Origin of the sequence: Pseudoalteromonas sp. C8, assembly GCF_011378685.1 — a bacterium.
In the GTDB taxonomy this organism is placed as follows: domain Bacteria; phylum Pseudomonadota; class Gammaproteobacteria; order Enterobacterales; family Alteromonadaceae; genus Pseudoalteromonas; species Pseudoalteromonas arctica.
On sequence record NZ_WTKT01000003.1, the window covers coordinates 237205 to 253140 of the forward strand.

Sequence of the window (15936 nt, forward strand, 5' to 3'; positions counted from 1 at the left end):
ATGACACACATAAACTTAGACGAGCTAACCCACCTACAAGCCATTAATAAAAAATTAGTAGCGGGTTATCACATTTGCGAGCAAGACAACGTAATTTGGCAAGAGCTTGACCAACACATAGAAGACTACACCGCCCTATTTACCGCTTTAGGTAACGATTTAAAACGCGACAGCCGTGGCTTTTATTATTTTGGTAGCGACGAAAGCACACCCAATATGGGCAAAATATCTCGCGCTATCGCGCTCACTATTTACATTTTAATTGAGCACTACGCCAATACGGGTAAAGACCCAATGCGCGCATTGTTTGACGACGTAAACGATTTAGAGCTTATGCAAACGCTGGTGCAAATTAACAAACATTTGTTTGATCAGCTTGAGATATTTTCGGGATCTGATTTGCGTAAAGACGTTTACCTGCGCATGGTGCGCTTAGGTTTAGCCCGTGAAGTAGAAGGCGGCTTTATGCTACAAGCGCCAATTCACCGCTACATAGATGCACTCATGGAAGTAAACGAAGAAACCTACATTACAGAGGACGAGGAATGAAAAATCTATATGGACTAAGTAAACTCGCCCTACTTAACACTGCAGGCTATGCAAAATGTGTGATTCCGCTTGATAAAAGCAGCTCTATTTGCGCGCCCAATAACACAGGTAAAAGCTCAGTTATTAACGCCCTGCAGTTTCCGCTTATTAACGATTTGCGCTTAACAGAATGGGACGGACACGATTTAGATGAAACCCGTAAGTTTTATTTTTCATCCGATCAGTCGTACATTTTGCTCGAAGCTAACTTGCCTCATGGCTCGGTAGTAATAGGCGTTGCGGGACTTGGTAAAATTGCCGGTTACGCGCATCAGTACTTTTGTTATCAAGGAAAGCTTGATTTAGAGCAGTACACGCAAGGTAAAACTATTATTAAATTTACCAAGCTGTTCAACCATTTAAAATCGCTTAACTACAACCCTATTGAGCTTAAAGCACAAGAGCTAAACGCGCTACTGACTGGCGGTGCAACGCCTTTTGACGGCGACATTAACTTAAAAATGATCCCGCTTAACAATGTGCAAGACTCTTCTATTTATAAAGAAATATTTAGACGTATTCTTAACTTACACAAATTAGGCGCAAGCGACGTAAAACGCTTTATGCTACGCGTGTTTGAACGCCATATGTCAAACTCTAAGGTCGACTTTTATGAAGTATGGCGCCGCTCGTTTGATAAAGTAAATCGCTCAAAACGCGAATTAAAAGCCCTTGAGTCAATGCAAGAGCCAATAGCCGCGCTTGAATCAATGCTTGAAAACCAAACCGTGCTTAAAGGTAAATTAGCCGCATACGCACCTAAAATTGACCAAGCACTGATTGATTTTGATACCTATCAAGAATCGCAACTTAATGAGTTGGGCATTGCGCTTGAAGATATTGAGCACGAAAAACACGAGTTTGAGCAAAAGCAAAGCCTATACGTACAGCAATCGCGCGACATAGAGCGCAGACAAACACAAATTGAGCAGTGGTTTTTAGATTACGATGCGCTTAAAAGCGAATTTGAACTGGTAAATAAAGCCACTCTTAAAACCAGCCTGACTCAGTTAAAGCAAGATTACGAGTCGCTTTCGCACTCTATAACCAGCGCACAAGGGCAAAGCCTGCACACGCTTGACTACCGCATTAGCGAAACACAAAAACAAATTAAGAGCTTAAAGCTGCAACTTAAAAACCTTGAGTTTAATTTGTTTACCCGTATGCGCGAAGACCTCTCGTTAAAAGAAGTAGAAGAAATATCGCGCATTTTAAACCCAGATATTCTCTCGTTTGCGACCACCACTAATGGCGATATAACCATTGATGACGAAGACGCGTTTGGGGAGTTTTTATCGCTATTAAGTGAAAACGTTAAAGGCGGTGTATTAACGCTACCAGGTGCGAGCATTAATCTCAAAAAGCTCTCGCCTGTGCAAATGCAAAGCGGCGAAAACAAGGAGCAATTAACCGCTCAGCTAAATGCACTTGAGCATTCACTTAAAGAGTTTAAGCAACAACGCGATGTTGCAGCAAACGTTGCCGACAAGCAAAAAGAAAAAGACGCGCTATACGATGAGCTTATGAGCGCAGAGAGCGCCCTAAAACGCTTAGAGCAGTTTGATATAATGCAACAGTCGGTTGAAGCGCAAGCCATGCTAAAAGAGCAGTTATTAGCTGAGCGCGAACAAGTTGACGACTACCTGCAAGATATTCAAAAAAATAGTGGCTCAATTGCCGATCGTCGCTCGTTAATTAAATCGAAACAAGAGCAAATTAATCGCCAAACTGAGCGCTTACGCCAAGTTAAAAGCGAGCGAATTGACCACACGCTTGATTTGTACAGCGGCAAAGTGACCCCGTACATGATTGATATTACGGTCGACTTTGATAACTTAAGCGATCTTGTTCATCACTTTAATAAAGACTGCCAAGAGCTGCGTAATTTTGACATAAACGTACGCAACACTTATTTGCATGTATATAACGCGGGTATTACTAAATTCGACAACGAAAATGACGAATACACTAAATACCAAAAGCTAATAAGCGCCTTTCATAATATTGATAACGAACGCGACGCTGTTGAACGCCAAGCACGCGTTGCGCTTACCGAAGTGGCCGCAACTATTAAAGGCTTGCGAGAAGATTTAGACCGCCTTCGCCGCGAAATGAATAGCTTTAATAAAGGCATAAGCCAGCACCGTATTTCAAACCTGCAAGCGTTTAAAATTAACGTCATACCGCGTAAAATGCTGGTTGATAGTATAGATACCATTATCAGCACGTCGCATCAGTTTGAGCAAGGTGACACACTTGATTTACTGAGCCAAGAACCGTACAGCGAAAGTGCGGTAAACGAAGCGAAAGATCACTTAATTAAACTCGCCTCAGATAAAGCGGGTTTAACGCTTACCGATTTATTTGATATTCGATTTGAAGTAGTTAACCGCGCAGGTGAAACAGAGCACTTTGAAAAAATAGATTCGGCGGGTTCAAACGGCACACGTATTACGATTAAGTTATTGTGTGGCATGTTGTTTATTCGTTACTTATTGAGTGACCAGGAACAAAACCTATACCGTATACCTATTTACATAGATGAAGCGGCCGACATTGACCCACAAAATCAAAAAGCAATCATAGAAACCGCACTAAGCTTTGGTTTTGTGCCTATATTTGCCTCAGTTAAGCCACAAATAAGTTGTGACTACATTGTGCCTATTCGCTCGGTAAAAGACGGTGCACAAAACTGGGTAGATGAAAAAGATTGGATTGAAGTTGAACATTAAACTTTTACTGATGACTAATTAACAGAGGTTAATTAGTCGTTCAGCCCTGACAATTAGACTAATATTTAGGACGTTTAAATAATACACATTTAAACTATGTGTGTTATTTTAAATTAATGCATTTTATTGGAGCAAACGTAATGAAAAATATACTTATTGTTGCAGCGCTAGCACTTCTTACAGCCTGTACACAAACCCCAGATTGGGATTACGATAAATCAGCTAACTTTAGTAATTTTAAAACATTTGCTTGGGTAGAAAACGCCAGCCTAACTAAAGACACAAATAACTATCAAATTAATGGCCTAATGGAAAAGCGTGTTCGCACTGCCGTTAATGCAGAATTGAGCCAAACACTAGGTATGAGTTTAGTTGATGCAGCGCAAGCTGATGTACTTGTTAACTATCATGCATCGGTAGATAAAGAGCTTGAAGTAGACAACTTCAATATAAACTACCGCCCGCATTGGGGTTATTGGGGTACTGGTTTTCAACGCGATACAACTGCGCGTGAATACGAAGTGGGTACACTGATTATTGATATTGTAGATCGTGAATCTAACCAGCTAATATGGCGCGGCGCAAAAGAAGGTCGATTAAAGAAAAATCAATCGCCAGAACAACGTGAAGCATCAATTAATAAAACAGTCAGCGAAATATTAAGTAACTTCCCGCCACAAAAGCAGCAGTAAGTTAAAATTAGCTATAAGTAAGTTTTAAAAGAGCTCACAGTACGTGAGCTTTTTTGTGGGTGTGTATTTTTGGAACTTTTAAAATAAAGTAATTACGAGCTACGCCCGTCACGTCAGCAAGCTGCACGTCTACAAAATAAACACCGGATTAAACTTTACCTGTAGGCGCTAAGCTTGCTTGCGCGAGAAGCGATAGCTTCTAATCACTTACCTTTACCTAACGCTATATTCAACCTTAAATTACGAGCTGCGCTCGTCACGTCAGCAAGCTGCACGTCTGCAAAAAACACCGCGTCAAACTTTACCCGTAGGCGCTAAGCTTGCTTGCGCGAGAAGCGACAGCTTCTAATTACTTATCTTTATGCGCTTACCCTACTCTAAGTTACGATTTATACTTATGCAGTAACTCAAGCGGTATATGACAGTAATCATCAGGGTGATTAGTTAAGCGGTCTTGATGCTCAGGATCGCTTGGCACGTAGTTAGTTAGCAGCTCTACCCCTACCACAATTTTATCAGCATCACTTCGCTGGCTTATATAATTGCTAGCGACCTTTAAATGTTCTTGGCTTTTGCTATAAATGGCAGTGCGATATTTAGGGCCTACGTCATCCCCTTGTTTGTTAACGCTATACGGATCAATAATCTCAAAAAAGAAGCCAAACAGCTCGTTTAAGCTAACCGCTTTTGTACTAAATATTACTTTTACACACTCAGCATAACCGTCGTATTCACCTTGTGTATTATCGTTTTTTCCATTAGCCCGCCCTGCTTCAGTACTTATCACACCAGGTAAGTGCTTTAAAAACTCTTGCACGCCCCACAGGCAGCCACCTGCAAAGTAAATAGTATCTTGCTGTTTTATATTCATAATAAATGTGACCAAATTTGTTAGATGCATTAACGTTGCAAATGATTATCAAATGCAGTTTTTAATGAATTAATGTACAATCGCGCCAAAATCGCAGTTGTTTAATTGAATTATTTTATCACGCCTTAAAAGTGTGTTCTGAATTTAATTGTTACCGTAATTGCATATAAAAAATGAGACACACAACATGAAATGGTCACCGCACTTTATACTCCCTGCACTGCTATGCAGCGCGAGCAGTTTTGCCTACGGCGAAGCTATAACTGATAAAACTGAAGCATCACCGGCAATCGAAAAAATAACGGTTGAGGCATCGCCCACTGCAAACACATTACCTGTAGGTACATTTGACTCTCCAGTATCTAATTTAGAGTATGACCCACGTGTTGATTTACAATCACGTAATATGGCTGAAGCGCAAGCCGATGTGACTATACGCGGTGGTATTTTTGAAAATACCGGCTTTAGAGTTGGTAGTGCTACTTTACTTGACCCACAGTCTGGTCATTACTTTGCTGAAATTCCTATTGCACCGCAAATGCTTACCGGCCCTTATATTTTAACAGGCGCAGACAATGCACTTAATGGTGCTAATAGCTCTGTAGGCACTGTATCGTTTGGCTGGAAACCAATTAGCACGGGCGGCAGCGTATCGTTAGGTACTGGTACTAACGATTTTAACTTACAAAGCTTACATGCAGCTGTAAGTATGCCCCTTGAAGGCGCAAAGGATTGGAAGCTTGGTTTTGAAGGTGAGATTTCTCACTCACAAAGCGATGGCACTATTGATAACGGCGATCACGACTTTACGCGTGCATCGGGTCGCGTTCAATTAGCTGGCGCTGATTCTCAAACAGATTTGTTTTTTGGCTCACAAGATAAGTTTTTTGGTTGGCCAAATTTGTACACTCCATTTGGCGTTAACGAAACAGAAGAGCTAGAAACCCGCTTATTAATGCTAAACCATAAGCAAAGTTATGCGCAGGATAGTAACTTTGAAGTGTCGGCTTATTACCGCACACACGACGATCATTATATTTACTCTCGCGAAAATCCAAGCGCTTTTGAAGCGTTTCACAAAAGTGAAGTTAAGTCGTTAGCGCTATCGGGGCATCATGCTCAAAGCGATGTATTTGCTGTAAATTATTCAGCACAGTTTATTGACGACTCAATTGAATCTACCACGCTTGAAAACAACTTTACCTCACGTAAGTATTATAAATTAAGCGTATTGCCTGAATACAATATGGCGCTTGAGGATAATAAACAACTTACATTTCGTTTAGGTGCTGCGTTTGACGATACAAATAGAGACGACTCTGAACTGTCACTTATTGGTGATATAACGCTTAATACACAAAACAGCAAAGGTTTTGAGCGCACGTTTTATTTATCGTACGCAGAGGCAAGCCAAGTGGCAGGCTATACCGCCATTGGCGGAAGTGATTCGGGTGGCTTATTTAGAAGTAATTACACCCTTGAGCGCGAAACGACTAAAAGCCTAGAGCTGGGTTTATTAGTTTATGAGCAAACTTGGCAACTTAATTCGGCTATTTTTTATCGCAAAGATGACAACTTAACCGATTGGACGTTTAATTTTGATTCAAGCTCTGCACGCTTTGCAAACCCTGTAGATATAAATACGACGGGCATTGAGTTCTTAGCAACTAAACACTTTGAAACAACCGAAATTGTAGCGAGTTACACCTACCTTCATAAATCAGAAAATTACGGTGCGGCAGATATTGACGCTAGTTTTTACGCATTAAACTTCCCTGATCACCGCCTAACACTCGGCGCAGTGTGGAATCCTACTGATATATTGCAGTTTAGAATAGATAACGAGTGGCGCAAACAGCACGAAAATGCGCTGCGCGGTAGTGACGACGATGCTTTATTTACTCATTTAACGTTAAAAATTACGCCGCCAATGCTAAAAAACTTATTTATTACTTTAGCAGCAGATAACTTATGGGGTGAATCGTTTGAAGAGATACCTGGTACACCAGGGCGAGGTGAGCAATATACGTTAAGCGCAACGTATAGTTGGTAGAATTAAGCTATCACATTCAAAGACCTGTTTATTTAAAGCAGGTCTTTGAATAAATATTTAGCAAAGAATAAACGACATACTAAATATTAAGAGCTTTGATTACTCAGCTTATATTGAACCAGAACGACATTGTCTTTTTCTTAGCTCATTATCAATTTGTAAAGGGCGACTAAGCTCATCTGTAAGAACCTGCGAAACAACCGTACCGGTTTCAACTTCTTGTATCCAGATTGATATTTTATCCCCTTCCCTTTTTCTATTTAGCATGTAGCTTTTATCAGAATCTAAATTAACGTTAAAATTAACAAAAGCTTCTTTTTGACTATTTAAAACATCAGGGTTTGAAACACTCGCCTTTACCCATAAATCATGCTCACCACTGATATACTGCTTTGGTTCAGCCCATTGTGTAGGTTTTTTGTTAAAGCACATCAAGTAGACATATTCTAGATCTACTCCCTGCTCTCTTTTAAAGTTTTCGAGTCTAAAGTGGTCTTCTTTAATATCGGTTTTAATGGGTAAGTTTGAACAACCTAAAAAAGTCACACCTAATGTAAATGCTGTAAGTAAATTTTTCATTTTTCTTTCCTTTTAAAAATTAAGATTGAACGAAATCACCTATAAATTAGATTTATAAAAAGTATCTTACAATTTCCTATATTAGCAACAAAGTTAAATGTGTCTAATATTTCGCCATTAAATAAATTAACGACTGCTTTTATTAACCTTATGAAGATTTTTATTAATAATATATTGTAAATAGATGTGTATTAAAAACGAGGATTAAGTTAGCTCTTCAAGCTCTGTAATAAGCGCTAAAGCTTGTGCATTTGTTGACCCGCACACATCAAATGTGGCGCTAAAATCACTACATACTTTAGGTCGGCTTGAATCACCAAATAACTTACATAAATTACGTTCGTCCAGCTGAATACAGCGCTCTCCGGCCTTTTTACCATTTGGCATACCTGGAATAGGCGAACTAATACTTGGCGCGATACAACATGCGCCGCAGCCTAGCCTGCAACTCATCGATTCGGTTTTCATAATATCCTCTGAATAAAACACACTTACTTTAATTCCTTTTTAGGAACGTAATTAGCCGCATGTTCAGTTGTAATGTACATATGTAATGCTTTGTTACATCTTAAAACGCCTTGTAAACACTTTATTGCGTATTATTGCTCTGTCACCACCAATTATGAAGGAATGCCTTGTGGCTACTACAAAACAAATAATACTCCCAATTGCTGTTTTAGCAGGCGGTATTGCTTTAGCTTTCGCCTTTATGGCAATGAAAAAACCACCCGAAGAAAAGCCAGAGCAAGATTTACGCCCTTTAGTTGCAACACAAAGCATACTTTTAGATTCTATAACGCTCGATGTTAAATCGTACGGCATTGTTAAACCAAAGGACCGTACCGAGCTGATAGCACAAGTTAGTGGGCAAGTTATTTCGGTATCAGATCAATTTGTTGAAGGCGCGTTTGTAAAGCAAGGCGATATTTTAGCACGAATTGATGCAAATGATTACGAGGCAGACTTTATTGAAGCGCAAGCAGGTTTAGCACAAGCAAGCTCAGCACTTGAAATAGAACGCGCACAAGCACATGTAGCAAAAGCTGAATGGGAGCGTATTAAATCGGACTCAAGCGAAGCTATTGCCTCAGAACTTTATTTACGTAAACCACAACTGGCCGAAAAATTAGCGCGTTACCGCTCTGCTCAAGCAAGTGTTAAACGTGCTAGCCGTAATCTTGAACGTACTTATATTAAAGCCCCATACGATGCCATTATTAATGAACGCACAATTAGCTTGGGTTCAGTAGTAAACCCAGGTAATAGTTTTGGTGCATTGAGTGCAACCTCAGTTGCAGAGGTACGTTTACCCGTTGCCGACCAAGAACTACAATATTTAAAAAATGGCGGCGTAGGCTCAAATGTTACATTTAACGCAGAATACGCGGGTAAGCAAACAATGTGGCAAGCCAAAGTAATTCGCACCGAAGGTGTGGTTGATCAAACAAGCCGTATGAGCTACTTGGTTGCACAACTTGCAACACCTTATGGCGATAAAACACGCCCACTTCGTTTTGGTTCATACATTAACGCTACCATTGAAGGTCGCCCGCTTGATAACGCAATTATTGTTGCGCACCATTTAGTTAAAGATAATAAAATTGTAATTTTAAATGACGATTTAACATTATCGTTTAAAACTCTCAATATTATACGCGAACAAAACGGCATGATTATAGCCAGCCAAGGGCTAAAAAATGGCGAGCAAATTGTTACCTCAGCGCTTGAGTATCCAACTGAAGGTATGGCAGTAAAAGTTGAAGATATTGCGCCTGATAAAACTGATGTAACTCAACTTGCGCTGAAAGAGGAATAATCATGAACACTCGTGAAACAGGGTTAATAGCATGGTTTGCCCGAAATCCCGTTGCTGCCAACCTACTAATGATATTTATATTAGTGGGCGGTATTTTAATGGCGATGACCATTCGCAAACAAATGTTCCCACAGTTTGAAAGTAACTGGATAAGCGTACAAGCGGTTTACCCAGGTGCAGCCCCGCAAGAAGTTGAAGAAGGAATAACCATAAAAGTTGAGGAAAACCTCGAAGGTATTGAAGGCATTAAACGCCTAATTACTTACTCTAACCGTGGTTTTTCACAAGCGTGGATTGAAATAGAAGAACAATACAATCCACAAGAAGTACTTGATGAAATTAAAGTACAAGTTGATTCAATAAACACCTTTCCTGCGGGAATGGAGCGCCCTGTTGTTCGCCGCGATAAGTTTGAGCAAGAAGTAATGATACTCGCGCTTTATGGCGACATGAGTAACTACCAGTTAAAAGAGCTTGGCAACGATATAAAAGACGAGTTACAAGCACTGCCTCACGTGAATCTTGTTAATTTTAACGGCGGCTTAGAATACGAAATTGGTATAGAAGTCAGCCCTGATAAACTGCGCGAGTACGGCTTAACATTTAGAGATATTGCAGGCGCTGTGCAAAACTTTTCGGCCAATATGTCGGCGGGGCAAATACGCTCTGAAAACGGTTATATTTCGATGCGTGTTGAAAAACAAGCCTACCGTGGCTTTGAGTTTGAAAAACTCCCCCTTATTACCCTTGCTGATGGCGCACAAATTTATTTAGGCGATGTAGCAACCATTAATGATGGCTTTGAAGAAGGCCTACAATATTCTAAATATAATGGTAAAAACTCACTCTCGTTTGAAGTTAACGCATCAAAAGATCAAGATATTACCGATGTAGCAAAAGTCCTTAAAAGCTACATGGCGGCTAAAGAGCCACTTTTACCTGCAGGTGTTAAGCTATCTCCTATTGTTGATTTAACTTACTACCTTGAAGGTCGACTCGATATGATGGTCGATAACATGATTTGGGGTGGCTTGTTAGTAATGATAGTGCTGGCACTATTTTTACCGCTACGCTTGGCATTTTGGGTAATGATGGGTTTACCGGTGTCTTTTCTGGGTGCCTTTTTGTTTATGCCCATTGGCTTTTTAGACGTAACAATTAATTTAGCCTCTCTTTTTGCCTTTATACTTGTGCTCGGAATTGTTGTTGATGACGCCATTGTTGTGGGCGAGTCAGCCAGTGCCGAAATAGAAAAATACGGCCATACACTTGATAACGTAGTGCGCGGTGTTAAACGTGTTGCGATGCCAGCAACCTTTGGTGTACTAACAACTATTGCGGCATTTTTACCACAAACACTCGCAACCGGCCCTGGTGCTGCTTTTTCTAAGGCAATTGGTGGCGTGATTATTTTATGTTTGATTTTTTCACTCATTGAATCAAAACTTATTTTACCTGCGCATATTGCAGCAATGAATCCGCGTAAACCAAATCCTAAAAACCTATTACATCGCTTACGTATGGTAATTGATAGTGGTTTAAAAGGCTTTGTGAACAACTACTACCTTCCTTTTGTTAGCCGCTGTATTCACTACCGCTATACCGTAATTGTTGGCTTTATGTGTTTGCTTATTGTAAGCGCAGGTATGTTTGCAGGTGGTTTAGTTAAGTTTGTACCAAACCCTAAAATACCGCACGACTTTCCGCGTATTGATATAGAGATGAACCTTGCTTCATCTGAGCAAGCAACGCTTGAAACCGCACGTAAAATAGAAAGCGTGTTGTTAAAGGTCGATCAGCAACTACAAGAGCAATACGGTAAACCGATGATCCGCGATTTATCGGTAAGCCTGCGCGGACGAACGCAAGCAAATATTATGGCCATTTTGGTAGAGCCTGATTTACGCCCTATCGACACCTTTGCCCTAAGTGCGTTATGGCGCGAGCAAATGCCCGCTTTACCCGGCATTAAAACCATGACCATTCAAGACAGTATAATGAATGGCGGTCGAGATGATGGCGACGTTAGCTTTAAACTTGAAGGCAAAAATGCTGACGAGCTAAAAGAAGTGGCTGGTAAATTAAAAGCCAAATTACAAACAATGGAAGGCGTTGGCGACGTAAACGATTCAATGCAAAGCGCTACCGACGAAGTGCAACTTGATTTAAAACCACTCGCTTACAGCATGGGTTTAACGCTTGCTGATGTCGCATCGCAAGTTAGCTTTAGTTACTACGGCTTAGAAGCGCAGCGAATATTGCGTGAAGGCGAAGAAATTAAAGTCATGATTCGCTATCCAGAAGACGAACGTAACTCAATAAGTGACATAGCAAGTGTGCGTATTATTACGCCTACAGGCGCTGAAGTACCGCTAAGTGAAATAGCCGAAGTTAAGTTGGTTGACGGTGTAAACCGTATTCGCCGCGAAAACTCTAAACGTACTGTAAACGTATGGGCTGCGGTAAATACCGACCAAGCCGAACCATTTGCGATTGCAGAAGAAATTCGTGATGAATACTTACCAACATTACTTAAAAGCTACCCTGGCGTTACAAGTGATGTAGCTGGGCGCATTCAAGAAGAGATGGATAGTGCTTCAGAGCAGCTTCGTGACTTTGGTATATCAATGATGATTATATTTGCCTTGTTAGCGATTCCGCTTCGCTCTTACTCGCAGCCACTTATTATAATGTCGGTTATTCCGTTTGGTGTAGTTGGCGCGATGTTTGGGCATATGATTTTAGGCATGACCATGAGTAGCTTATCGATGTTTGGCATTATTGCTGTAGCGGGTGTGGTCGTAAATGATTCCCTCGTTATGGTTGATTTTGTAAATAAAGCACGCGCTGAAGGTGTTGCGATTAAGGATGCTGTAATGCAAGCCGGTGCTCGTCGCTTTAGAGCGATATTACTTACCTCAATCACTACCTTTATTGGTGTAATGCCAATTATTTTTGAAACGAGTTTACAAGCTAAAATTGTTATCCCAATGGCTGTATCACTTGCTTTTGGTGTGTTATTTGCCACAGTAATTACACTGATACTTATACCGTGCCAGTATGTTGCACTAGAAGATGCTAAACGATTAGTACGTAAAATGCGTGGCAAGCCACCACTAGTAGATGCCCAACCAGCGCCTACTCACAGCTAAATTAAGTAACATCCCAACCAAAAAAGCTCGGCATATTATGCCGAGCTTTTTATTTTTAGCTTAAAAATGATATTCACCTATTTGCTAATACTGCCTCTACTACCCATTGTTTAACAAGCAGGATTTATTAACCCCCCTAATAATTGAGAGAAATATTGTTCGTTTTTTATCCCTAATACGTTATGGTATTTAAATAATAAATAGACATAATAAAGTTAAGGAACAGCCATGAATACATCTCCCTCTGATCACATTCCTCAAGAAGCCTTTGATTGGTATGACGAATACGCCCACGGTTTAATGGACCGACGTACTTTTATGAAAAAACTCGGTGGCCTTGCTGCTCTTGGCTTTTCGATGGCTGTACTTACATCAGCATTATTACCTAACTATGCACTTGCTGAACAAGTGTCGTTTAATGACGATGATATTAAAGCAACATACGAAGAATTCGATTCGCCAGACGGGCACGGTAAAGGCAAAGGTTACTTAGCAACCCCTAAAAACATAGAAGGTAAGCTCCCTGTTGTACTTGTGGTACACGAAAACCGTGGATTAAACCCTTACGTAAAGGATGTAGCAAGGCGCTTAGCGAAGGTCGGTTTTATTGCATTTGCACCCGATGCGCTCTTTCCACTGGGTGGCTACCCTGGTAACGATGATGAAGGACGCGCTATGCAAAAAACCATGGATCGCGCTAAAATTCAAAACGATTTTGTAGCCGCAGCACACTTTTTAAAATCGCATGCTAACAGTAACGGTAAGTTAGGCGCTGTCGGTTTTTGTTTTGGCGGCTACATTGTTAATTATTTAGCGGCAGTAGATAGCAACTTAATCAGCGCCGGAGTGCCTTTTTACGGTACTCCAGCCAGCGAAAGTTTACGTAAAAATATTAAAGCACCTTTAATGATTCAATTGGGCGAGCTAGATAAACGTGTAAACGCGTCGTGGCCACAGTACGAACAAGACTTAAAAGCCAATAGCGTTGAATACACTATGCATATGTATAAAGGGGCAAATCATGGTTTTCATAACGACTCTACAGGTCGTTATGATAAAGACAATGCCGAGCTTGCATGGCAACGTACCGTTGAGTTTTTTGATAAAAAGTTAAGCTAAGTTAGCGAATAAAAAATAATGCCACCAGCTCTAAGCCGATGGCATTATTAAAAATACTTGGTTTTTTATCAACTTTAAACTTTTTTGCTACGCATAACTAATAACGACAACAAAACGATTAAATAAATACTCAAAGAGCCACCGCTGCTAGAGCCATCTTTATTTTCGACTTTTGCAATTTTTTCTTCTTTAACACGTGTTTTAAACCTTGCTAGTTCTGCATCTAAATTAGTACTCATATCACTAACCGCTAGATTAAAACCTTCAGCCGACTTTTCAGATAACGTTTCATCAATACCTATTGCTGTTGTTCTTTTTTCAAGCTTACTTATACCAGGTGCTCTAAATAGCATTTTTCTACTTTTAATATCAAAAACAGCTGTATCCACAAAGGTTTGAATTGTATTTTCATTACCTGGAATAACGTACATACCCACTATTGTCCAATAAAGTAAGGCTGCATTATTTTCATAAGATTGCGTAACTTGATCATATGAAACCAGTGCCATTACATCTACATCGTAAAGCCTCCCAACTTGCTCGAGTGTTGCAAAACCTTCACCTCCTTTTAAATAGGTACTTGGTATAACTTCAATGCGGTCAATGTAATCATATTGTAGAAATGACTTTTTTACTTTTTCGAGTAACTCGACTTGGTTTTGGGTCTCTAACCCGTCTGGCTGCCAGTTTTTAGACGGTACAAATGCAATTCCGACGGTAACAGGGAGTTTTAAAACAGGTATCTCAGGTTTATAGGTAGAGCGGCTTTGTTGATCAGGATATAAGAAGTCCATTAAGCTACTAGATTGCGTATTTTTACCTGTATTGTTACTCACAAACGAACTACAAGAAGCAAGTAAGGTCGCCATAAAAATAATTATATATTTATTAAATTTCACATTTATTCCTTTTTATTTTTAATTTAATTCAGTTACGTGCCAAAGCTCACCCGATGGTCCCCATAAGTAAATAACGTTACCCCAAGGTTCTTGTTTTATACCCTCAAAGCGGATATCAAAACCGTTTAGGTTGCTAATGAGTTCGTATGCTTCATCTATATTTAACACACAAAGTTGCAGCATTAAGTTTTCAGCAAACGTTTTATTATAATAACGCTGTAAAAAGAACGTACATTCGCCAAAGGTACACACACATAAATCATTTGAGGCATCTTCAATCTTAAATCCAAGCGCTTTATAAAAGCGCTGAGATTGCTCATAATTTTTACAGGGAATAAAGACTCGTATATCGTCAACTTGCATAACTCTTCCTTAATTAGCTCAGTACGCTTTTATCAATAATTCCTTTATTTACCAACTGCTGCAAAATAGCTTGGGATTTTGCTCTGCATGCATCACGTAGTAAACGCACCGCTGGGGTTATTGACTGCCTACTTGGGCAAATAAGCCAAAGTTCACCATTAACATGTTGATAATTTGGCATAACAGTAACTACCCTGTCATTGAGTAAATCGTCGGCTATATCAAGTGCCGATTTTACAGCTAAGCCCTTACCCGCAACGCACCAGCGCCTGACTAAATCGCCATCGTTTGAGGCGCGCCTGCCATCCATTTTAACTTTATACTTTGATTCACCATCACTGAATTCCCACGTATTATTTATAATATCCTGCAACTGATAAAACAAACCTTGATGCGACGCTAAATCATCAGGATGCACGGGAGTCCCGTTTTGTAAGAGGTATTCGTGAGTTGCACATAATAAGCGTGGTACGTTACAAATTTTAAAACCATAAACGCTTGCATCATTAGGCGAGCCATAACGAAGTGCTATATCAACTGAGTCACGGTAAAAGTCGATATTGCTATCACTTATATGGGTTCTTAAACTTAGTTTTGGATAAGTGTCCATGAGTTCATCAATCCATGGGATCACTAAGTTACGCCCTAAGTCAGATGAAAGTGCAACACGCAGCTCCCCTTCTATTTCGTCGTGTTCACCTTTAAGGTTTTGTTTTGCGAGCTCAAGCACTGCCAAAGCCTGTTCACATTGTGGTATGTAGCGCTCCCCAGCAGCCGACAACCTCAAATGACGTGTGGTACGAACAAACAGCTCGCTACCAAGCGCTGACTCCACGCGTTTAATAGCGGCGCTTGCTGTGGCTGTACGCATATCTAACTTAGCAGCTGCGAGCGTAATACTTCTAAACTCAGCGACTTTTAAAATAAGTTTTAAATCTTCTATGTTCATATTATCTATTTATATTTGATAATGATTCAACGATTATGCGGTTTATCTACATTAAAGCAAGGTCTACTATATATCCATCAGCTAGCCAAAATATGGCTTGCACCTTATATGTAAACAAATTAG

13 protein-coding genes are annotated in these 15936 nt (G+C 40.2%); 7 read left to right on the forward strand and 6 right to left on the reverse strand.

Annotation, left to right across the window (positions count from 1 at the left end; genetic code table 11):
• From GQR39_RS04730 to GQR39_RS04740, 3 genes are all read left to right on the forward strand, one after another.
• Entirely contained in the window at positions 1–549 is a 549-nt protein-coding gene (locus GQR39_RS04730) for a hypothetical protein (protein ID WP_165734939.1), read from the forward strand.
• A complete protein-coding gene (locus GQR39_RS04735) occupies positions 546–3320 on the forward strand; it encodes an ATPase (protein ID WP_165734940.1) in 2775 nt (924 codons plus the stop codon). The genes GQR39_RS04730 and GQR39_RS04735 overlap by 4 nt, the downstream gene beginning before the upstream one ends.
• 140 nt (positions 3321–3460) lie before the next feature.
• On the forward strand, positions 3461–4012 hold the full coding sequence (locus GQR39_RS04740) for a DUF4136 domain-containing protein (protein WP_165734941.1): 552 nt from the start codon (positions 3461–3463) through the stop codon (positions 4010–4012).
• A gap of 382 nt (positions 4013–4394) precedes the next feature.
• Here the strand turns inward: GQR39_RS04740 and GQR39_RS04745 are convergent, their stop codons facing one another.
• On the reverse strand, positions 4395–4883 hold the full coding sequence (locus GQR39_RS04745) for a peptide-methionine (S)-S-oxide reductase (protein WP_165734942.1): 489 nt from the start codon (positions 4881–4883) through the stop codon (positions 4395–4397).
• Positions 4884–5070: 187 nt separating this feature from the next.
• On the opposite strand from GQR39_RS04745, the gene GQR39_RS04750 reads away from it, so the two are divergent.
• A complete protein-coding gene (locus GQR39_RS04750) occupies positions 5071–6936 on the forward strand; it encodes a TonB-dependent receptor (protein WP_165734943.1) in 1866 nt (621 codons plus the stop codon).
• A gap of 108 nt (positions 6937–7044) precedes the next feature.
• Here GQR39_RS04750 and GQR39_RS04755 read toward each other — a convergent pair whose 3' ends face one another.
• A complete protein-coding gene (locus GQR39_RS04755; RefSeq protein ID WP_165734944.1) occupies positions 7045–7515 on the reverse strand; it encodes a hypothetical protein in 471 nt (156 codons plus the stop codon).
• A 204-nt stretch (positions 7516–7719) separates the two neighbouring features.
• On the reverse strand, positions 7720–7983 hold the full coding sequence (locus GQR39_RS04760; protein ID WP_024612699.1) for a YkgJ family cysteine cluster protein: 264 nt from the start codon (positions 7981–7983) through the stop codon (positions 7720–7722).
• Positions 7984–8152: 169 nt separating this feature from the next.
• Between GQR39_RS04760 and GQR39_RS04765 the strand changes: the two genes are divergently transcribed.
• From GQR39_RS04765 to GQR39_RS04775, 3 genes are all read left to right on the forward strand, one after another.
• Positions 8153–9331, forward strand: coding sequence for an efflux RND transporter periplasmic adaptor subunit (locus GQR39_RS04765; RefSeq protein ID WP_007581894.1), 1179 nt, complete (start codon positions 8153–8155; stop codon positions 9329–9331).
• Between the two features lie 2 nt (positions 9332–9333).
• The gene (locus tag GQR39_RS04770) at positions 9334–12483 is read left to right on the forward strand and encodes an efflux RND transporter permease subunit (RefSeq protein WP_010553426.1); all 3150 of its coding nucleotides are present in this window, start codon (positions 9334–9336) and stop codon (positions 12481–12483) included.
• 228 nt (positions 12484–12711) lie between these two features.
• Positions 12712–13602: a dienelactone hydrolase family protein gene (locus GQR39_RS04775; protein ID WP_165734945.1), complete on the forward strand. Its 891-nt coding sequence runs from the start codon at positions 12712–12714 to the stop codon at positions 13600–13602.
• Between the two features lie 74 nt (positions 13603–13676).
• Here GQR39_RS04775 and rhlP read toward each other — a convergent pair whose 3' ends face one another.
• The 3 genes from rhlP to GQR39_RS04790 are packed head-to-tail and all read right to left on the reverse strand — an operon-like array spanning position 13677 to position 15813.
• Positions 13677–14471: a rhombotarget lipoprotein gene (rhlP, locus tag GQR39_RS04780; RefSeq protein ID WP_165734983.1), complete on the reverse strand. Its 795-nt coding sequence runs from the start codon at positions 14469–14471 to the stop codon at positions 13677–13679.
• A 48-nt stretch (positions 14472–14519) separates the two neighbouring features.
• Positions 14520–14864, reverse strand: a complete 345-nt coding sequence (locus tag GQR39_RS04785; RefSeq protein ID WP_165734946.1) for a lactoylglutathione lyase — start codon at positions 14862–14864, stop codon at positions 14520–14522.
• Positions 14865–14877: 13 nt separating this feature from the next.
• Positions 14878–15813, reverse strand: coding sequence for a LysR family transcriptional regulator (locus tag GQR39_RS04790; RefSeq protein WP_165734947.1), 936 nt, complete (start codon positions 15811–15813; stop codon positions 14878–14880).
• Positions 15814–15936: the final 123 nt, after the last annotated feature.